Source organism: Collinsella sp. UBA1693, assembly GCF_002320115.1.
Taxonomy (GTDB): domain Bacteria; phylum Actinomycetota; class Coriobacteriia; order Coriobacteriales; family Coriobacteriaceae; genus Collinsella; species Collinsella tanakaei.
In genome coordinates this window covers 37,117-56,254 of sequence record NZ_DCJT01000012.1, presented here as the reverse complement: position 1 = coordinate 56,254, position 19,138 = coordinate 37,117, and the positions used below count along the sequence as shown (strand labels likewise).

12 protein-coding genes are annotated in these 19,138 nt (G+C 61.8%); 6 read left to right on the top strand and 6 right to left on the bottom strand.

Annotation, left to right across the window (positions count from 1 at the left end):
* Positions 1 to 40: 40 nt before the first annotated feature.
* Positions 41 to 1,123, top strand: coding sequence for a spermidine synthase (locus tag B3H65_RS08650; protein WP_286684918.1), 1,083 nt, complete (start codon positions 41 to 43; stop codon positions 1,121 to 1,123).
* Positions 1,124 to 1,168: 45 nt separating this feature from the next.
* Here the strand turns inward: B3H65_RS08650 and B3H65_RS08645 are convergent, their stop codons facing one another.
* The 4 genes from B3H65_RS08645 to B3H65_RS08630 all read right to left on the bottom strand — a co-directional run bounded on the left by B3H65_RS08645 (position 1,169) and on the right by B3H65_RS08630 (position 7,673).
* Complete coding sequence (locus B3H65_RS08645) at positions 1,169 to 3,559, bottom strand: DEAD/DEAH box helicase (RefSeq protein WP_286684917.1); 2,391 nt, start codon at positions 3,557 to 3,559, stop codon at positions 1,169 to 1,171.
* Between the two features lie 115 nt (positions 3,560 to 3,674).
* Positions 3,675 to 4,652, bottom strand: a complete 978-nt coding sequence (locus B3H65_RS08640; protein ID WP_286684916.1) for a restriction endonuclease — start codon at positions 4,650 to 4,652, stop codon at positions 3,675 to 3,677.
* A 417-nt stretch (positions 4,653 to 5,069) separates the two neighbouring features.
* Entirely contained in the window at positions 5,070 to 6,494 is a 1,425-nt protein-coding gene (locus tag B3H65_RS08635) for an ATP-binding cassette domain-containing protein (protein WP_278561388.1), read from the bottom strand.
* 18 nt (positions 6,495 to 6,512) lie between these two features.
* A complete protein-coding gene (locus B3H65_RS08630; protein WP_286684915.1) occupies positions 6,513 to 7,673 on the bottom strand; it encodes an ABC transporter substrate-binding protein in 1,161 nt (386 codons plus the stop codon).
* 169 nt (positions 7,674 to 7,842) lie between these two features.
* On the opposite strand from B3H65_RS08630, the gene B3H65_RS08625 reads away from it, so the two are divergent.
* The gene (locus tag B3H65_RS08625) at positions 7,843 to 9,456 is read left to right on the top strand and encodes a 4Fe-4S dicluster domain-containing protein (protein WP_286684914.1); all 1,614 of its coding nucleotides are present in this window, start codon (positions 7,843 to 7,845) and stop codon (positions 9,454 to 9,456) included.
* A 238-nt stretch (positions 9,457 to 9,694) separates the two neighbouring features.
* Here the strand turns inward: B3H65_RS08625 and B3H65_RS08620 are convergent, their stop codons facing one another.
* On the bottom strand, positions 9,695 to 11,194 hold the full coding sequence (locus tag B3H65_RS08620; protein ID WP_286684913.1) for an ATP-binding protein: 1,500 nt from the start codon (positions 11,192 to 11,194) through the stop codon (positions 9,695 to 9,697).
* Positions 11,187 to 13,046 carry a TerB N-terminal domain-containing protein gene (locus tag B3H65_RS08615; protein WP_286684912.1) on the bottom strand — a complete coding sequence of 620 codons (1,860 nt, stop codon included), beginning with the start codon at positions 13,044 to 13,046 and terminating at the stop codon, positions 11,187 to 11,189. Before B3H65_RS08615 ends, B3H65_RS08620 begins: the two co-directional genes overlap by 8 nt.
* Positions 13,047 to 13,300: 254 nt before the next feature.
* On the opposite strand from B3H65_RS08615, the gene B3H65_RS08610 reads away from it, so the two are divergent.
* From B3H65_RS08610 to uvrB, 4 genes are all read left to right on the top strand, one after another.
* On the top strand, positions 13,301 to 14,503 hold the full coding sequence (locus B3H65_RS08610) for an MFS transporter (RefSeq protein ID WP_286684911.1): 1,203 nt from the start codon (positions 13,301 to 13,303) through the stop codon (positions 14,501 to 14,503).
* 138 nt (positions 14,504 to 14,641) lie between these two features.
* Positions 14,642 to 15,283 carry a dephospho-CoA kinase gene (gene coaE, locus B3H65_RS08605; protein ID WP_286684910.1) on the top strand — a complete coding sequence of 214 codons (642 nt, stop codon included), beginning with the start codon at positions 14,642 to 14,644 and terminating at the stop codon, positions 15,281 to 15,283.
* Positions 15,276 to 15,860: a lytic transglycosylase domain-containing protein gene (locus tag B3H65_RS08600; protein WP_286684909.1), complete on the top strand. Its 585-nt coding sequence runs from the start codon at positions 15,276 to 15,278 to the stop codon at positions 15,858 to 15,860. Before coaE ends, B3H65_RS08600 begins: the two co-directional genes overlap by 8 nt.
* Positions 15,861 to 15,983: 123 nt before the next feature.
* On the top strand, positions 15,984 to 18,233 hold the full coding sequence (gene uvrB / locus B3H65_RS08595; RefSeq protein WP_286684908.1) for an excinuclease ABC subunit UvrB: 2,250 nt from the start codon (positions 15,984 to 15,986) through the stop codon (positions 18,231 to 18,233).
* Positions 18,234 to 19,138: the final 905 nt, after the last annotated feature.

The following is a 19,138-nucleotide window of genomic DNA, read 5'->3' as shown; positions in this document are numbered from 1 at the left end:
GTCCGCTCGCAGCACCTGCGTTTCTCAGCAAGGGGGAGCCATGGTTTTTCGTTCCACATCATCAAGGGTTGCAGCGGGTGTTGCCGCGCTGGCGCTCGCTTCCGTTGCGTCCGCCGCCGCGCTTGCGCGCATTTTCGACGCGCATCCCTTGCGAACGCATAGCGGCTGCGCCCTGGTGTACACGCCGCGCTCCCGCATGTTTCAAGTGGACGATGAAGAAGCGGGCGACGCGGTGGCGGGCGATGGGGCGGGCATCGCTCCTTCTCATCCAAAAGACCCCGTGCGCGTGCTCAGGTCCGGCGGTGTGTTTCAGTCCGCGACGTATACGGGCGAGCACCGCTTTGAACCCGTGTTCGAGTACTATCGCGGTTTCGATACCATGTTTTCGGCGGAATCCCCGCTTGCCTCTGCTTTTGGGCACGGTATGACCGATGTCCTTATGCTGGGAGGCGGCGGGTTTGCATACCCAAAGCATCTGCTCACCACGCGCGAGGGAATCTCTCTTGATGTTGTGGAGATCGATCCTGCGGTGGTTTCTGCTGCACGCCGCTGGTTTTTTGTGGACGAGCTTGAGGAGCGCCTGGGTGATGCCGCCCGAGCCCGCGGCAATCGCATGCGCGTCTTTGTTGCGGACGCGCGCGCGTTTCTCGACCAGCAGGATCGCCTTTTTGAAGTCAGCTTGCCCGATCCCGCCCATCGTTCGGTCCATGCGGGGCACCGAGCGCATACGCTCAATCCGTTTGGGTCGGCGCGCGGTGCCCGCGAGTATCTGCGCGGCCGCCTGCAGTACAACGCGATCGTGAACGACTGCTTCGTGGGTGCCGAGCCGGTGGCGTCGCTGGCGACTCTCGAGGCGGCCCAGGCGATTCGCCGTCGCCTGGTGCCCGGGGGTATCTACCTGACCAATGTGGTCTCCCGCGATAACTGCGGGGACCTTACCTTCCTGCGCGACCAGGTGGCGACGCTTTCGCGTGTTTTCCCCCATGTGCACATCGTGCCCTGCGAGGACGAGCGCTTCGGCGGGGAGGACAACTTCCTCGTCATCGCAACGGACTCGGACGTCAGCGTGCCCGCCGTTGTTCCGTATGACGAGGGGTTCCTCGGAGAGGTCCTTCGCGATTAGCGAGCTTCTGAGCCGTGTGGCACTATGCGGCGGGCGAGCGCGGGGCTATGCGAACGCCGCGAACGCATCGCGCCAGCCTGTGACGCGCTCGCGCATGCCCTCTATGTCGAGCACGCCTTCCGCGAAGCCCTTGCGAACCAATTCTGCGGGCAGCATCTCGTCATACTTGTCAAAGTACGGTACCTCGCCGGGGTATACCAGATCGATGGGGGCGAAATTGGCCTCTGCCTCCGCGGCGACTACCTGATAGAACGTCTCCTCGTCTGTCTTCATCCTAAATTGCATGAAATAGGGACGAGAAGGGTCAAGTCCCTTAAGGCCAAGCTCGTCTGCGCACTTGATCTTGAGAAGACGCTCCAGCGCCAGGAACGCGTAGCTGCCCAGCCAGGGAAAGAGCGCCCACGTGTCTCCGCCCAAGTTGATGAGCGGCCGGGACTCGCGCCCCGCCACGCCGGCATTGGCCGCAACGTGGCGCGCTTGCGCCAAACGGGCGCGTGCATTGCCTAGCAGATAGGGGTAGACATCGTGCTCCTCTAGCGAGCGCTTCATGCGCTCAAGCACGTGCGTGTTGATATCGCCAGCGCAGTCGCCAAAGTAGGCGGGCACGCGGCCCTTAACCTGCGTGCAGAACACCAAATGGCGTTTCCAGTCGACTTCTTCTACCAGCCAGCAGTGCCCGGCGATGGCGATGCGCTCGCCCGCGGGTGGCGGATTGACTATGGTGCCCAGCTCGGATGAATCGCAGCGCACCGTGAACTCCTCGTTTTCCTGGAACACCGCATAGAACTTGAACGAGTTGGTGACGCGCTCGCCGGAGATACCCACGATGAGCCCGCCGCTTTCAGTGACCTCGACTTGGTCCGTATCGATGAGGTGGTGCAGAAGCACGCGCAGGTCGTCTGCGGAGACGCGGTGGAAGTAGCTCAATGTGAGCACGCGCTGGGCGAGTTCCGCGGGGGAGAGCTCCCCACAGGACGCGAGCGTGGCCATGACCTGGTGGTAGAGCAGGCTGTAGGGCAGGCGGTCCAGCGCGGGCGGCTCAACCCATTTCTCCTCGCGATACAGCTGCACCAGCGCAATGCCCTGGATGAGTTTCCACGGCACGGTCTCCGGCATCATGCTGCGTGGCTCGGGCTGCTCCTCGCGCATGACAAAATGCATCTCCGGCGGATCGTCGCGCCGCCCCGTTCGTCCCATGCGCTGCAGGAAGGAGGAGACGGTGAACGGCGCGTCGATCTGGAACGCGCGCTCCAGCCGCCCGATGTCTATGCCAAGTTCAAGCGTCGCGGTGGTGACGGTTGTTTGCAGCTGCTCCTCATCCCGCATGATGTCTTCCGCGGTCTCGCGGTAGCTGGCAGAGAGGTTTCCATGATGGATGAGAAAGCGGTCCGGTTCATGCCGCGCCTCGCAATAGCTGCGCAGCATGGAGCAGACGGCTTCCGCCTCCTCGCGCGAGTTGACAAAGACCAGGCACTTGCGGCCTCGCGTTCGCTCGAAGATGTAGCCTATGCCGGGGTCTGCGTTATCGGGTGCGGTATCGGTGGGGGCGAGTAGCGCGTTGTCATCCGCATCGAGCACGGTCACGCCGTCGGGATCGGGAAGGGCCTGCGGCGCCATGCGGGGACTATCGTCGTCCGCATCGCCTCCGTCTTCGCCGCTCGCTACGCGTTCGACTTTGAGGACGTCTGCCTGTTGGGGGCCGTGGTCTTGCAATGCTCGCTCGGTTGTCTGGGGGCCCGTGATATAGAAGTGCTCCATGGACAGGCGCCAGACGCGGTGCGGCTCCTCAAAGCGTGGGATGATGCAGCCACGACCCGTGCCGCTGGCGAGAAACGCGCCGGTACGCTCTGGGTCGCCTATTGTCGCGGAAAGCCCGATGCGGCGCGGGTTTACGCCGGCCATGCGTCCCAGGCGTTCGATAAGGCAGAGGGTTTGTCCGCCGCGGTCGCCGCGAAGCAGCGAATGGACCTCGTCAATCACCACGTAGCGCAGGTCGCAAAAGAGTCGCGGCACAGCAGCGTGCTTGTGCATGAGCAGCGCTTCGAGCGATTCGGGCGTGATCTGCAGGATGCCGCTGGGATGCTTGAGCATTTTCGCTTTGTGCGAGGCAGAGACGTCGCCGTGCCAGTGCCATACGGGGATATCCGCTTCTTCGCACAGGTCTCCAAGGCGATAAAACTGATCGTTGATGAGCGCCTTCAGTGGACCGATATAGATAGCGCCAACGCTTGCGGGCGGGTTCTCCCACAGCTCGGTGAGGATGGGGAAGAAGGCTGCCTCAGTTTTGCCAGACGCGGTGCTTGCCGTGAGCAGCACGTTCTCGTCCGTATTGAAGATGGCGTCCGCCGCGGCGACCTGGATGGAGCGCAGGTTCTCCCAGTTGTGGTTGTAGATAAAGTCCTGCACAAAGGGTGCGTAGCGATCGAATGCGCTCATGGTCGACCTCCGTGCTGCTTGATTTGAAGACTAAAGAACGTATGTTCTATATTAGCATTAATGTTCCAGAGCGCCAGCTGGTGTCGATTTGCAAATTGGCTGTCAGGTGGCTGGGCTATCGATAATCGTCGGGATAATAGGCATAAAGGCTTTCATTGCTTATCTCGAAGTCGTTGATATCAAAGTCGCTGTGCGCTGGTGCGCTAAAGCTGTTGTTATGCATATTGGCGATGCTGGAGAAACCGAACAACTCGCAGCCAACCGCTGAGGCGAATTGTTCTGCCTCTACAGTGAAGCCGCTTGGAGAGAAGAACAACATGCGATCGGCTTTTTCAAGTTGTGCCGCACCTACAAGTTTTTGGATTGCGGGACGGCTTGCCTTGCTTTTGGTAAAGAGCTTGCACTCTGCGATGAACTTGCGCCCTTGGGGGTCAACCCCTTCGATATCAAAGCCACCGTCTGCAGTTGCCCTTGTTGTTCGGGCTATCCAACCGTTTTTATTCAGCAGGTCAGCGCAGTATGATTCAAATTCAAACGGCGAGCTGAACCGTCTGATGAATGAATTGAGGTTAGTTGCTCGATTATGTATTTCTCTGGAATGACTTTCTTCGAGGTAGGCGTTGCGCTCGACTTCGCAAAAGGGAATGGGCTCTCCTTTACGACGAAGGCAGCAGGCTGCTCTCGTGGCATTAATTGGGCTATTTGACTTCAGAATCCAATGGCTAGATACAACGGTGCTATTGGGCAGGACAATTGGGTTGCTCGAATACCGCTTGTCTCTGGTTCCGTTTTTGTTGGAGTGAGTCCAATATGGAAAGTGAAGTTCGATCATGGGATCGTTGTCATCTCTGTTGACCTTTACGAGGACATTGCTTGGAAGCTCTATCCCCTCGCGTCGATAAAACTTTTTACGCATATGGCTTCGGTAGATGCCGCGAACGATGAGGAAGGTCAAGTAGGCGATGCCCAGTGCTAGCAGGGCGAGAATCAGGTATCCGATAGGTTTGGAGTAACGGCCGAATATCGCCGATAGAAATTCGAAATATACCGTTGACACATCGAGGCTTTGTGATGCTGACATTGAATCAGGCATGAATGGTCCTTTGCTGCAGGTTGATTGTCATATGGGCATTCTAGTATATTGTGCCGCCTGCGTTTTTCTTACCCGCTTCGAGTGCGCCCTGCTTTTGTGCCGCCATCTCCCCCTTGAGATGGCGGAGGCGGGTCGAGAAAAGACAGGCTAATTTCTCGCCGAAGGGAGATCTTCGATCTAAACCAATTCCCAATATGCAAAATCGACCTTTAGAGGTGGACGGCGCAACGTCATAATCGAGGCCAATTCTTATCTGTGGTCTATACAACCGATTTTGCCCTCTGCGCTATCTAAGAAATGACGTGCTGCGGAGATCGAGCTGCCGCAAGGTATAGAGGTAGGCTTTGCCCATGCTGTACGGAGCGCGAATGCATCTGGTGGCACCTGGATGGGTGTGGGGTCGTTCGCTTCTTTTAATTAGGACAAAGGTCTGCTTGTTTCCGCTGGAACTGTTTTCGAAAACGGAAGGCTTAGCTCTGAAGCATCGTGGGCTGAGATGAGCACCGCTTTGCCGTGCATATGCGAGAGAATGTGCGCGCGAGCGAGGTCTCGAGCGCGTGGGTCCAGACCGGTGAAGGGCTCGTCTAACAGGACGAGGTCGGAGGGCGCTGCAAACGCGCGGGCCAATTCAACCCTGCGCCGCTGGCCTCCGGAAAGTCGTTTCACGGGAACGTCGGCCGCGTCGGCGGGCAGTAGTTCTTCGAGGCGCTCGCGGGCGTTGGAAGAAGAGAAGTCCGCGGGGGTGACGAGCAACAGGTTGTCGATGGCGGAGAGGTCCTCTACCAAGCGGGTGTCCTGATAGACGCGCGCGACGGTCGTGGCTTTGCGGACGGCTTCGCCGGACAGAGGGGCGAGCTCGCCGGCTATGGTGTCCAGCAGTGTTGTCTTGCCGGCGCCGGAGGGACCCTCCGCGCATGCGATATCGCCTGGGCAAAGTGCGAGGTCGAATGGCCCGCAGGCCAGGGCGCCATCGTGCCCGCAGACAAGGCTTGTGGCGGAAAAGACCGGGGCTCCGGCATGGGCAAATGTGCCCGAGGGGCGGGGTTGGTCCGATGCACGGCGACGGAATTGTAACGCGAGTCTCGCGAACGCGGGCCAGCTGCTGTCTAGCGCGCGTAGTGCGACGAGTTCGCATGCCCAAGCGAGGACGATCACGGCGATGGTCCAGGCGAACAGGTCGGCGGTTTCTAGCAAGAGCTTCGCTTGGTAGATCCGCTCTCCTATAGACCCTGTTGGTACGCCGATGAGCTCTGCGGCGACGCCGGCCTTCCAGCTCATGCCCAATGCAGACTGGCTGGCGGCCCGAAGGTAGGGGAGGATCTGTGGCCACGTATGCGCAAGCAAACGCACAGGCACAGGGGTTCCAAAAGCACGGAAAAGGTCGCTCATGCGCGGATCGGCGCGGTCCGCCCCTTGCAGCACGCCAAAATAGACGACGGGCAGCACTGCTAGGCCGACCGCGATGGCGCTGATATTACCAGAGCCGAACCATATGAGCAGCGCGACCACCGTGCAGGCGATGGGCGTGCCCTTGATTGCTCCCATCGCGGGCTGCAGTAACGTGCGCACGGTGGGATGCGAGGCGGCGGCGAGGGCGAGCGGGACGGCGACCAGGTAGGCGAACGCACAGCCACCGACGATGCGGACGAGGGAGAAGGTGACGCTTCGCCAGAACTCGGCACTGGGGAGCAGGTGCGCTAGGGCGGCGACGGCATCCAGTGGGCCCGCCAGGACAAACTCGCTGCCAGCCGCCATGCTGGTGAGTTGCCAGGCGACAATCCAAAACAAGATAGCCCCGGCTTTAGCGACCCTGCTCTCCACACCGTGCTTTCGGCAACCCATCGCTTCCCGCGCCTTCCACTATGCCTGGTAATAGAAGTCGTCGCCTGGCATGGCTCCGCCCACGGATGAGGCGTCGGCGTTATAGAGCACGTCGAGGTAGCCCTCCAGGGCATCGCGCATCTGGGAGCCCTCGATGCAGGTGATGTGGCAGGCGGGAATCGCCTTTGCTGCCACCGGTTCGGCTTCAACGATGCCCGCGGCGACTACAAGCTTGGCCGCGGTGGCGGGATCTGCGTTGACGGCGTCGACGGACGCTGCCTGCTCGCGTATGAACTCGTCCACGGCATCGGGGTTTTCGTCCACAAATGCTGCGCGGGCAACGGTCACGCCGGTGAGAAGCTGGCTGCCCGTGTCGCTGGCGAGGCACTCCCAAACCTCGGTAAGGTCAACGGGAGCGGCGAGCGCGGCGTTCTTGACCTGCGCCGCGGTGACAAAGGGCTGGGGCAGTACGCCCACGGCCTGCGGGTCGGCAGCGAGTACGGAGACAACCTCTGCGGCCTCGCTTTTGAACTCAAGGGTCACGGTGTCCGCGATACCCGCGGCATCGAGCAGGTAGTTCATGACGTATTCGGGCGTGGTTCCCTTGCCGGTGAGGTAGACGGTGCGACCGGTGAGGTCTTCAAATGCGGTGACTGCCGCGTCGCCGGTTACCACCGACAACACGCCCAGCGTGTTGATGTTGAGGCAGCGCACGGCGCCCTTGGATTTGGCGTACAGCACGCTCGCGGCGTTGGCGGGCAGCAGCGCTATGTCGAGGTCGCCCTTGATCATGGAGGGCATGATCTGGTCCGCGGCGGTCATCATCTGGAACTCGTAGGCGTTGATGAGGTCCTTGCCGGAGCCTTCCATCTCAGAGGCACCCTCTGCGGTGAGCTGGCCCGCCTTCTGCATAAAGCCAACCAGGCCCATGGAGGTGGGGCCCTTGAGCGAGGCGACACGCACGGTTGTCTTGGAAGCGGTTGCGGACGAGGAACCCGCTGCGGCTGCGGAGCCCGTCGCGGAGCCGGCGGCGTTGCCGTTGCCGGTGCACGCGCTTAGGGCTCCGGCGAGGCCGAGGGCGAGCGCCCCGGTGAGGAAACCGCGGCGTCTCATGACGGCGCTGTCGGCGGCGCGGCAGGCGGCGGCTTCTAGCAGATGGTATTTATCAACAGAAGCAGGCGTGTTGTGGTTGTTCTTCATGTCGATATCCCTTCAATGGCGATCAGGGGCGCCCGGGCGCGGTCAAAATGCGACTCAAAACACCAAGAAACGTCGACTGGTCTAGTCGAATATGCGACAACGATTATAAAATGTTAATCATCGCTATAGGCTCAACAGAGAACAAACTGTTACAGAGGGGAAGACTGTTATGAGCAATTCGATGCGCGGGGTTTACACCAGCCTCGCCCAGATTCGCCGTACCGTGTTTCGCGAGGTAGCGCGCCTTGCATATGAGAGCCAGTCGGGAGATTACGGCTGGGTGGACGAGCTTCCGTACGAGATTATTCCGGGCGACGTCGCGACGTACCGCGAGAGCGTGTTTCTCGAGCGCGCCATCGTGGGCGAGCGCATTCGTCTAGCGATGGGCTTGCCGCTGCAGGGTGTGGACAAGCCCGCGAAGCTGTCCGAGGGCGTGGCCGAGGCCGCCAAGCCGGAGACCTACTACCAGCCGCCGCTGATCAACGTCATCAAGTTCGCCTGCAACGCTTGCGAGGAGAACTCGTACAAGGTGAGCGATGCGTGCCAGGGCTGCCTGGCTCACCCGTGCCGCGAGATCTGCCCTAAGGGGGCCATCACCTTTAAGGACAAGAAGGCCTACATCGACCAGGAGAAGTGCATCAAGTGCGGGCGTTGCGCCAGCGTGTGCCCTTACGGTGCCATCCAGCATCATGAGCGCCCGTGCGCCGTTGCCTGCGGTATGAACGCCATCAGCTCTGATGAGCAGGGCCGCGCGCAGATCGACTACAGCAAATGCGTCTCGTGCGGACAGTGTTTGGTCAACTGCCCGTTTGGCGCCATTGCGGACAAAAGCCAGATCTTCCAGGTTATCCAGGCCATTCTTGCCGGTGAGGAGGTTATCGCCGAGGTCGCGCCCGCGTTTGTCGGCCAGTTTGGCGGCAAGGGCAACGTGGACAAGCTGCGCGAGGCCTTTAAGGCCCTGGGCTTCACCGGTATGGAGGAGGTCGCCCTGGGCGCCGATTTGTGCGCGGTGCAGGAGGCCGAGGACTTCTTGGAGGAAGTGCCCGACAAGATTCCGTTTATGGGCACGTCTTGCTGCCCGGCGTGGTCGGTCATGGCAAAGATGGAGTTCCCGGAGCATGCGGACTGCGTCTCCATGGCTCTGACGCCCATGACGCTGACCGCCCGCCTCATCCGCAAGCAGCATCCCAACGCTAAGATCGTCTTCGTTGGCCCGTGCTCGGCAAAGAAACTTGAGGCGCAGCGCAGGAGCGTTAAGAGCGAGGTCGACTTTGTCCTCACCTTTGAGGAGATGGCCGGCATGATGGAGGCCAAGGACATCGACTACACCAAGCTCGCCGGCGAGGGTTCCAGCGACTTCGAGGTCGCCAGCGCCGACGGCCGCTCCTTTGCCGTGGCGGGCGGTGTGGCCAACGCCGTGGTGAACGCTATCCACCGCGAGCACCCGGACATGGATGTCAAGGTTACCAACGCCGAGGGCTTGGACGAGTGCCGCAAGATGATGAAGGCTGCCATCAAGGGCAAGTTCAACGGCTATCTGCTTGAGGGCATGGCCTGTCCTGGCGGCTGCGTCGCCGGCGCCGGCACCCTGCAGCCCATCAACAAGACCGCGGGTGCGGTGAAGCTCTACTCCAAGAAGGCTCCCATCAAGACCGCCCCGGAGAACGCTTATTGCGAGCTGATCCATGACTTGGAGCGCGATGCGGACGGTCACCGCGCCGATGCCGACGTGGTCGCCGAGTCTGCCGAGGCGTTGAAGCCCGCCGAGGACGCCGAGGAGTAAGGCTGCTTTCTGGTTTGTTTAGCTTGCGGGCTTGGCCGCGGCTTGGCCGCGGTTTGGCCCGCATTTACCGCGGGTCGACCGAGGCATGGCCACGGTTTTGCCCGCGGTTCTATAGACCGTTTTGGTGAGACGGGATTAGGGACGCTTTTACGATTCCAGCGAATCAAAAAGCGCCCCTTTTCTATGTTTCATCAACGTTGACGTTGCCGTGTCAGGGGAAGCCGCAACGTGAACTTTGCTACAGCGTGAACTCGGCGAATTCGGCGTCGGATCTGCCTGTGGCGGAGGCCGGCATCGCTACGGGACCAGGCGCTCCTGCGGAACCAGGCACCCCTGCGGCACCCGGCGCCACCGTTGCGTCCGGCGTTGACGTCGCCGCGGCCCCATCCTTCGCGCCGGCGGATCCCAAAAGCTCCGGCAGGGACGTGTTCGGATTCTGGTAGGCAATGTCCAGAAGCTCGATGAAGTCTCGGATCACCTCGCGCGGGGTAAGGTGGCTCTCGGCCCCAACTCGTCCAAATTCCGCCGTGAGAAATCCAACCAAGTCCAGCTCGGTCAACGCTGGCGTGTAACCAAAGTAGCCGGCATGTATCTGGGCGAGCTTCTCGATAAGGATCAGCAGCTCCTCGTAGGTGAGGGGGTGCAGGCGGATGATGGGGGCGAGCATGTCCCTCATACCCTCGCGGGCAAAACGGCCCTGCGTCAAGCGGCTGCGGAGCGCTTCATAGCTAAAGACGCCGCGGCGCCGGTCCTCCACAGAGGTGGGGGTGCCGCCCATGATGATGCCCAGGTGGCGTGCCTTGCCCTGCAGCGTGTCGTTATACATCTGCAGGATCTTCTCGTAGTTGTACTGCCGGCTGATGGCGTTGGGGATTTTGTACAGGTTGACCAGCTCGTCGATCAGCACCAGCAGGCCACGGTAGCCCGCGCCCTGCAAAAACGCCGCCAGCAGCTTGATGTAGTCATACCAGTCGTCATCCGTGATGATCGCGGTGCTGCCCAGCTCGCCTTTCGCCTCGGTCTTGGTGCGGTATTCGCCGCGCAGCCATTTGGCGACGTATCCGCGCATAGCGTCATCGCCTTCAACGGTCGCACGGTAGTACAGCATGAGCATGCGCGAAAAGTCATACCCATGGACCATCTCTTCAAGCGAGGCGCAAAACGCGCGCACCCGCGCTTCGCCGTCCGAGACGGTGCCGTCGGGCGATGCGTCGGCTTGCAAGCCCTGCATGGCGGCGACCCAACGGTCGAGCACCAGCATCAGCGCGCCGCCTTCTGGACGAGTTTTGGTCGAAAGGTTGCGGATGAGCTCGCGATACGTGGCGAGACCCTGTCCCTGGCCTCCCTGCAGACGGCGCTCCGGCGACAGGTCGGCATCTGCTACCACAAAGTTTTCACCCATAGCGTGCGTGCGGATGGTCTGCAGCAAGAAGCTTTTGCCGGCACCGTAGCGCCCGACGAGGAATCTAAACGATGCGCCGCCGTCGGCGATAAGGTCCAGATCGGTTAGCAGCGCGCGTATCTCCGTCTCGCGGCCCACCGTGATGTAGGGCAGGCCGATGCGCGGTACCACGCCGCCTTTGAGCGAGTTGAGGATGACGGCGGCGATGCGCTTGGGGATGCGCGGCGCGCTGGAGAAGTCGATGGGCCTGGGGGCATCCATCGCTGTGCTGGTCGGCGCCGCACCGCCCGCCGTCGCGCCGTTCGCTACGGGGTTTTGTGCCACGGGGCTATCCATTGATGTATCCTTCCACGTCTTCACGGTAGTCATCTATAAGGCGCACGCCGCCTGCTGCAAATTCCAATATGGTGTCTCCCACCAGGTCGAACGCGGCGTCGTTGATCGCATCTACCAGCATGTCCTCAGATGTGCCCACGGGAACGCGGGGCGAGGCCGATTCAGCGAGCAGGTCTGCCAGGTAGGATGCTTGCTCTGGCGAGAACGGCCCGCCCTGCAGCATTGCGGGCGGCCGGGTCGCCGCAGCCCGCGGCTCCTCGTCCACATGCTTAGCCAAGCTTGGAGATGCTTGCGATGGCGCCGGTCCAGATGCTTGCGGTGGCGCCGGACGGGAACCGGCGGTGCTCGGCACGTCGACCCCCGCAACCGATGCCGCGCTTTCAAGCAAGGCGGACCCGCTCGCCGTCGCATCGCCGCGCTCCTCTTCTATGAGAAGGGCCTCGCGGGTTTGGGCCGCCGCGCTGCGGATGCCGGAGAGCTTGCTCAAATCGATGTCGATGCGAACCGGTTGGTGCGCGCGTGACCATTCAAGCTGGTTTTTGATCTCGGTATCGATCATCTTTTGCAGGTATTTGGGCGTCTTGGTGCCGTCCTCGTCCAAAAGACGCGGCCATTCCCATGCAATGCGCATCCTGCGGTCGATCTCCCTTAGGATGTTGCCCAGCTTGATGTTTCGCCCCTGGTCGCAATGGACGCGGTCGCACGTCCAAAGGCCCTTGGTGCAGCGGTAGGACCGAAGCGGGTTGAGGGTCACGTGGGCGTCTGCGTGGGCGCGCTCCTCAAAGAACACCGCCGAGGCGAACATGGTGTAGGACATCTCTATGCGCTTGCCAAAGAGAACTTCGACCAGCGTTGTGCCGCGGGTGTTTCGATGGTGCTGGTCAAGGCGGACGAGGACGGAGGCCGTCACGGCGCGCATGTCATCTCGGTGCTCGCGATAAAACTCGTCCGTGTCGATCCGATGGGCGGAGAGCCGCGCCGCGGCGTCAAGCATCGCACTGGCAACATCGGCGTCCGGGCGGGGGAGCGGGCCGCTCTTGCGCTTTCTGGCGGTCGTCATCCTTGTCGCCGTCGTCCTTGTCGCCGCTTCCGCCGTCGTGCCCACCGTGTCAGACGGCTCGTCCATCTCGTCCAACCCCGCGCCCTTGCGGTAGCTCGCGAGCGCCCGGGCAAAGGCGTAAAGCGACGCCTCGAACTCCATGGACGGTGTCTGGGCGAGCAACTTGGGGTCAAGGTCGTGGTAGACCACGTAGTCTTGCTGCCAGGTCAGCCCATGGCGCTTGATGTCCTTTTCTTCGCTGTCCCACGCGTCGCAAAACCATTTGAGCGTCTCGAATCCGCGCAGCGGATCATCCACGCCAATGCCACAGAGCACCTCGTAGATGTACACCAGGGCAAAGGCGTCCGGCGCCTCCGCCAGCTCGCCCGCCCTTATGCGTGAGCGCCAGGTGAAGTAGCCGCGCAGTTGCCGGTCGCTCATGGCGTTGTACGTGGGGTAATAGGATTTGAAGTTGCCGCGGTAGGGGCAGTCGTCCTCAAAATCCGCCATAAAGGTGCCCTGGCGCCAGAACAGCTCGGCCTCGCTGAGCCATCGTCCGCGCCCGCCCGTGCCGGATTCATCCCAACGGGATATGGCCCGCATCTCGCGATAGCGATCCGGGAGGTAGCTGGCCATTTGGCGACCGGTTTTAAGCAGCGGCTCGTCCTGATATACGTTGGACGAGAAATGGGAGTTGCCGCGCGCCTTCTGATCGGAGACTATCTGGTCTATGAGGGCGCGAGCGCGCTCGACTCGCTGTGAACGTGCCGCCACGTCGGCGAATCGAGCCTGCTTGATCCGCTTATCGTCCATATAGCCTCCCTCCCTTGCTCTTATGTAACTATCTATCATAGCATAGACACAAACAGATGTTCGCATCTTTAAGGATGGACGAGTCGCCGCATGGGTGGTCGCCCTATGACTCCGCGCATTCGATTCTTGCGTTAGGGCAATGTAAACGATTTCATAACGGTTGCGATGGCGGTCTTAGAAAGAAGGGGGAGTTCCGTATAATTCACCAGTTGGTCTTGCGGTCTATCGAGTTTACAAGTTAAGGAAGTGCGTTGATGCAAAAGGGAATCACTTTGCGCCAATGGCTGCCGCTCATCGGTCTGACGTTTTCAGCGTTTGTGTTCAACACATCGGAATTTATGCCCATCGGCTTGCTTACGGATATCGCGGGAACATTTTCACTTACCGAGGCTCAAGCCGGCATCATGATCAGCGTGTACGCTTGGGCGGTCATGATCTTGTCGCTGCCGCTTATGATGGCGGCGTCGCGCATCGAGTTCAAAAAGCTGTTGCTCGGCGTTATCGCGCTGTTCTCCTTGGGACAGTTTCTGTCCGCGGCGGCGCCCAGCTATCTCGTGCTGGTGCTTGCCCGGCTGGTGGTTGCCTGCGCGCACGCTGTCTTCTGGTCCATTGCGGCGGTGTGCGCTTCTCGCTTGGTCGACGTACGCCATAGCGCCCTTGCCGTCAGCATGGTTGCGACCGGAACGTCTATCGCTATGATTTTCGGGCTGCCCATCGGCCGCGCCATCGGCTTGCTGGTGGGCTGGCGCATGACCTTCACCATCGTCGGGGTGGTGGCCGCGGCTACCGTCGTGTACTTGATGACGTGCTTTCCCAAGATGCCGGCGGAAGAACCGTTCACCCTGGCCCAGCTGCCGCTGCTGCTCAAGAATCGCGTTCTTATGGGTATCTATGCCACCACGATACTGTTCGCGACGGGCTACTACACCGGTTATAGCTATATCGAACCGTTTTTGCAGCAGGTGGGCGGTATGCCCGACGCGCTCATAACCCTCATGCTCACGGTCTTCGGCATCGCGGGGCTCGTCGGCAGCGTCGCGATGACGCGCTTTTACGACCGCCGCCGCGCCCTGTTCTTGGCCGGTTCGTGCGCGGGGGTTGCTGCGGGCCTGCTGCTGATGCGCTTCACCGCTTCGGCGCCCGTCGCGTTTGGCGCCGCCTGCGCGGTGTGGGGCATGTTCGCCACCACGTTCAGCATCGCCTACCAGTCGGAGATCATCCGCTGCTGCGATAAGGACTCTTCGACCGTGGCCATGTCCATTTTCTCAGGTATCTTCAACTTGGGTATCGGTTCGGGTACGGCGCTGGGCGGCGCGGTGGTGTCCGGGGTGGGCATCGGTTTCATCGGGTTCGTCGGGGGTGCGATTGCGTTGGGCTCGCTGCTGTTGAGCGTACTGACTGTTCTTCGTCCCCTTGCCGCGGCGGGCGCGCCCGCTGCCGGGTCTCGCGACGCCTAGGGTACGAGGCTTCGCCCGCGCGGTCTGCGGGGTTGTTCCCGCGCGGGGCCCTGTCGCTTGCGGCGCTCGCGTGTAATTAGGACGAAGACTTCTGCCGCGCTTACGCCCGGATGTGCTTTTGAGCAACAATAGGTAACCATGATTACTTTCTTTCTCATAGGGAACATCGCCTCGGGCAAATCCACGGCCGCTCGCTACCTCGAGCGTCGCGGCGCCATGCGCATCGACCTTGACCAGCTGGCCAAAGGCCTCTATCAGCCCGGCTCCGCCGTTGTGGACGCTATTGCGGAGGAGTTTGGCTGGGACGTGCTCGACGCCATGGGCGGCATCGACCGGGCCGTCCTTGCTCGCCGTGCGTTCGATACGCCGGAGGACGCCGCGCGGCTCAACGCCATCGTCCATCCCATCTTGCTGGAGCAGCTGGGGCTTCGCTTGCTGCCGGCTAATTGCTGCTCGGTCATGGTTCCGGAGCACCAGCTTGCTGTGGTGGAGATCTCTGCCCCCGCGGGTTTTGCCGATGCGTTCGCGCTGGCAGATGAAGTGATTGCCGTGACGGCCCCGCTGGAGACGCGACGCCTTCGCGCCGTGGAGCGCGGCATGGACGCCGATGACTTCGACCGCCGCGCAGAATGCCAGCCTGCTGAGGAAGACTTGATCGCCATGGCGACCTACGTCATCGATAACGCTTGCGCGGACGATTCGCTGTTCCGCGAGCTCGACGCGCTGGTGGACCGCTACGGCCTTGCGCTCCCCGCAGCAGAGGAGACGCTTCATGGCTAAGCGACCTCGCCTGCTGGCGTGGTACCGCGTGCTGCCCATGTTGGCCGTGGCCGTGGTGGGCGGCGTTTCGGCGGCGTACTCCTATGCGCCGTCGCTGCTGGTAAGCGCCATTTTCCCCTTAAAATATGAGGACGAGATCACGCGGTCTGCCTCCGCGCACGGAGTGGACCCTTATCTTGTCGCCGCCGTAATCGAGACCGAGTCCGGATGGGACCCCGATGCAAAGTCCAGCCAGGGCGCGCGCGGGCTTATGCAGCTTATGCCCGAGACCGCCCGGGATATGGTGGACAAGGGCTTGGTCGACGGCTCGCTCTATTCCGCGGACGACCTCGAGGATCCCGCGGTCAACATCGAGTTCGGCAGCGCCTACCTTTCCTACCTCATCACGTATTTCAACGGGTCGGCGGACCGGGCCATCGCCGCTTACAACGGCGGGATGGGCAACGTCGATGATTGGGTCCAGCAGGATACGTCGTTGCATAACGCGATTACCTTCCCGGAGACGCAGGCCTACCTTATCCGCGTCAACAACGCGCACGATCGCTATCGCCAGCTCTATCCGGACGCGTTCATGTAGGCTCCCCGTCTCCCCGTATGTCAATCTGCCAGCGCATCGTGCTGCGCTCGCGCGTATACGGTGCGCGGTTTTGCGGTACATGGCAAAATGGTTGTGAACACAGCGTTCAAAGAGGGGAGAGCAATGGAGAACTTCGAGGTCGAACGCGTAGGCGGGGAGCTTCGCCGCTTCGGTGTCACGGGAGAGCCGGCCGCTTTCGAGGTCGTTTCGCCCTTCGAGCCGTCCGGCGACCAGCCCCAAGCCATCGAATCGCTGGTCAAAGGTGTAAAAGACGGAGACCGCTACCAGGTGCTGCTGGGCGTTACCGGCTCCGGTAAGACCTTCACCATGGCAAAGACCATCGAGGCGCTGGGCAAGCCCACGCTGGTCATGGCACCCAACAAGACGCTCGCCGCGCAGCTTGCAAGCGAGCTCAAGGAGTTCTTCCCGCATAACGCGGTGGTCTACTTCGTCTCCTACTACGATTACTACCAGCCAGAAGCCTACGTTCCGCAGTCGGATACCTACATCGAGAAGGACTCCTCCATCAACGAGGAGGTCGAGATGCTGCGGCACCAGGCCACGGCCTCGCTGCTGTCTCGCCGCGACGTCATCGTGGTCGCGTCCGTGTCCTGCATCTACGGCATCGGTAGCCCGGAAGACTATGCGGGTCTGGCGCCCAACGTGGACAAGAAGGTGCCGCTCGAGCGCGACGAGTTCATCCACTGCCTCATCGACATCCAGTACGACCGCAACGACTACGATCTGTCGCGCGGCTGCTTCCGCGTGCGCGGCGATGTGGTCGACGTCTACCCGCCCTATGCCGAGCACCCCTTGCGTTTCGAGTTCTTTGGCGACGAGGTCGAGCTGATCGCGGAGATCGACGAGGTCACGGGCGAGATCCTGCGCGAGTACGACGCCATCCCCGTATGGCCCGCCTCCCACTACGTTACCGAGAAGCCCAAGGTCACGGCCGCCCTCAAGACCATCGAGGAAGAGCTGGAGCACCGCGTGGCAGAACTCAAGGCGGAGGACAAGCTCCTGGAGGCCCAGCGCCTGCAGCAGCGCACGGACTACGACCTTGAGATGCTCGAGACCATGGGCTTCACCAACGGCATCGAGAACTACTCGCGCCACCTGGACGGCCGCAAACCCGGCGAGCCCCCGTTCACGCTCATCGACTACTTCCCAAAGGACATGGTCTGCATCATCGATGAGAGCCACGTCACCGTACCGCAGATCCGCGGCATGCACGAGGGCGACCGCTCGCGCAAGGTCACGCTGGTCGAGCACGGTTTCCGCCTGCCGTCCGCCCTGGACAACCGCCCGCTTCGCTTCGACGAGTTCGAGGCGCGCATCCCGCAGTTCATCTACGTCTCGGCCACGCCGGGCGACTACGAGCTGCGCGTGAGCCAAAACAACGTGGAGCAGATCATTCGCCCCACCGGCCTGCTCGATCCCAAGATCGACGTGCGCCCCGTGCGCGGTCAGATCGATGATTTGCTGGACGAGATAAAGGTCCGCACCGCCCGTCACGAGCGCGTGCTTGTCACCACGCTCACCAAGCGCATGGCCGAGGACCTCACCGACCATCTGCTCGACGCCGGCGTCAAGGTCAACTACATGCACTCGGACACCGCCACGCTGGACCGCGTCGAGATCCTGCGCGACCTGCGCGCTGGCAAGATCGACGTGCTGGTTGGCATCAACCTGCTGCGCGAGGGCCTGGACCTGCCGGAGGTCTCGCTGGTCGCCATCCTCGACGCGGACAAAGAGGGCTTTCTGCGCAACCGCCGCTCTCTCATCCAGACCATCGGCCGCGCCGCGCGCAACGCGGAGGGCGAGGTCATCATGTACGCGGACACCATCACGGACTCCATGCGCGAGGCCATCGACGAGACGGCGCGCCGCCGCGAGATCCAGATGGCCTACAACAAGGAGCACGGCATCGAGCCCAAGACCGTCCGTAAGGCCATCAACGACATCTCGAGCTTCATCGCGGAAGCCTCGGAGACCCTGGGCAAGCGCGACCGCAGCCGCGGCGACTCGCTGGGCCACGGCGAGTTCTTCACCCCGGCGGGCGAGGGCGGGGCGGATGCGGCTCCCGGCGTGGAGGCTTCCGATGGCCAGCGCCTGGCGCAAGAGCTTTCCGAGCTTCCTCCCGACGAGCTGCAGCGCATCATCGCCCAGATGGAGGATGACATGCGCAGCGCCTCGGAGGCCATGGACTTCGAGGAGGCGGCCCGCCTGCGCGACGCGGTGGTGCACCTCAAGGCCCTGGCAGAAGGCACCAGCGAGGACGAGGTGATCGAGCGCCTTCGCCGTGACGCCCGCAAGGGGTCCAAGTTCGCAAGCGGCCGCGTTCGCAAGGGCGCCAGGTTCGGTAAGAGCTAGCGGTTTTTGGGCGATGAGCGGGGCCGTCTGGGTTTCCGCCCGGGGTGCGTTTGCCGCTGTGGGGCCGCCCGGGATTTCCGTCTGGGGTGTGTTCGGCGCGTTGCGCCTCAGAACACCCCAGGCGGAAACCCGTGCGGCCCCTGCGTATCCACAATCCCAGGTAAACCCCCCCCTGCGGTTGAGATGTTTAAGACCGTTTAAGACCGTTTCGCTTTATTAAATCGGGTCGGGCGAGACCGCTCTTATTACGTACCTTGCTCAAGAGGCACGCGCCCGCGGTTGGATTGCGTCCAACGTGACGGCAACCAAAGGAATGCTCGAAGACATTTTTCAACAGACGAGCGCCGCTTCTTCCCATTTGATAGACGATGCGAGTTCGGTTCACCTTGCATCGGTTTCGGTTGCAGCTGGTCGGCTATCGCTCTTGGAGCGCGTCGCATGACGATGACGTCATTTCGATCGACCATGTGAGGCGGGGTGCCGGCCTCGCGCAGGAGGAGCTCGAATCGCGTGTCTTCGATGCAGCGCTTTCCGAACTCTCTCCAGCAGATATCGAGTTTTTGCTTGCCATGAGTCGGGACGAGGGTAAGACGCTTCAGGCCAATCTAAAGACGCGACTTGCCAAGTCTCCAAGCCATGTCTCGATCTGCAAAAAGCGCCTTCTGGAAGCGGGCGTTATAGACGAGCCGATCCGTGGCAAGCTTGTCTTTGCCCTTCCATCCAGGTTTCAAGGACTACCTCATCAAAACCATGGGGTAGGCCAACTTTGTGCAGCTGCCTCTGCCAAACAATTCGCGAACAGAACAAGTCGCACGGGGCGCCTCCGCAGGCGCCGGCTCCGCTTCTTACAGGGCCCACTTCAGCGCCTTGACCAGGAAGGCCCCCATCAGGCCGGGGCGCCCACC

What these genes read in the sequence shown, in the direction of transcription:
- B3H65_RS08650 (WP_286684918.1), top strand. Translation starts at nt 41, where the DNA reads ATGGTTTTTCGTTCCACATCATCAAGGGTTGCAGCGGGTGTTGCCGCG.
- B3H65_RS08645 (WP_286684917.1), bottom strand. Translation starts at nt 3,559, where the DNA reads ATGAGCGCATTCGATCGCTACGCACCCTTTGTGCAGGACTTTATCTAC.
- B3H65_RS08640 (WP_286684916.1), bottom strand. Translation starts at nt 4,652, where the DNA reads ATGCCTGATTCAATGTCAGCATCACAAAGCCTCGATGTGTCAACGGTA.
- B3H65_RS08635 (WP_278561388.1), bottom strand. Translation starts at nt 6,494, where the DNA reads ATGGGTTGCCGAAAGCACGGTGTGGAGAGCAGGGTCGCTAAAGCCGGG.
- B3H65_RS08630 (WP_286684915.1), bottom strand. Translation starts at nt 7,673, where the DNA reads ATGAAGAACAACCACAACACGCCTGCTTCTGTTGATAAATACCATCTG.
- B3H65_RS08625 (WP_286684914.1), top strand. Translation starts at nt 7,843, where the DNA reads ATGAGCAATTCGATGCGCGGGGTTTACACCAGCCTCGCCCAGATTCGC.
- B3H65_RS08620 (WP_286684913.1), bottom strand. Translation starts at nt 11,194, where the DNA reads ATGGATAGCCCCGTGGCACAAAACCCCGTAGCGAACGGCGCGACGGCG.
- B3H65_RS08615 (WP_286684912.1), bottom strand. Translation starts at nt 13,046, where the DNA reads ATGGACGATAAGCGGATCAAGCAGGCTCGATTCGCCGACGTGGCGGCA.
- B3H65_RS08610 (WP_286684911.1), top strand. Translation starts at nt 13,301, where the DNA reads ATGCAAAAGGGAATCACTTTGCGCCAATGGCTGCCGCTCATCGGTCTG.
- coaE (WP_286684910.1), top strand. Translation starts at nt 14,642, where the DNA reads ATGATTACTTTCTTTCTCATAGGGAACATCGCCTCGGGCAAATCCACG.
- B3H65_RS08600 (WP_286684909.1), top strand. Translation starts at nt 15,276, where the DNA reads ATGGCTAAGCGACCTCGCCTGCTGGCGTGGTACCGCGTGCTGCCCATG.
- uvrB (WP_286684908.1), top strand. Translation starts at nt 15,984, where the DNA reads ATGGAGAACTTCGAGGTCGAACGCGTAGGCGGGGAGCTTCGCCGCTTC.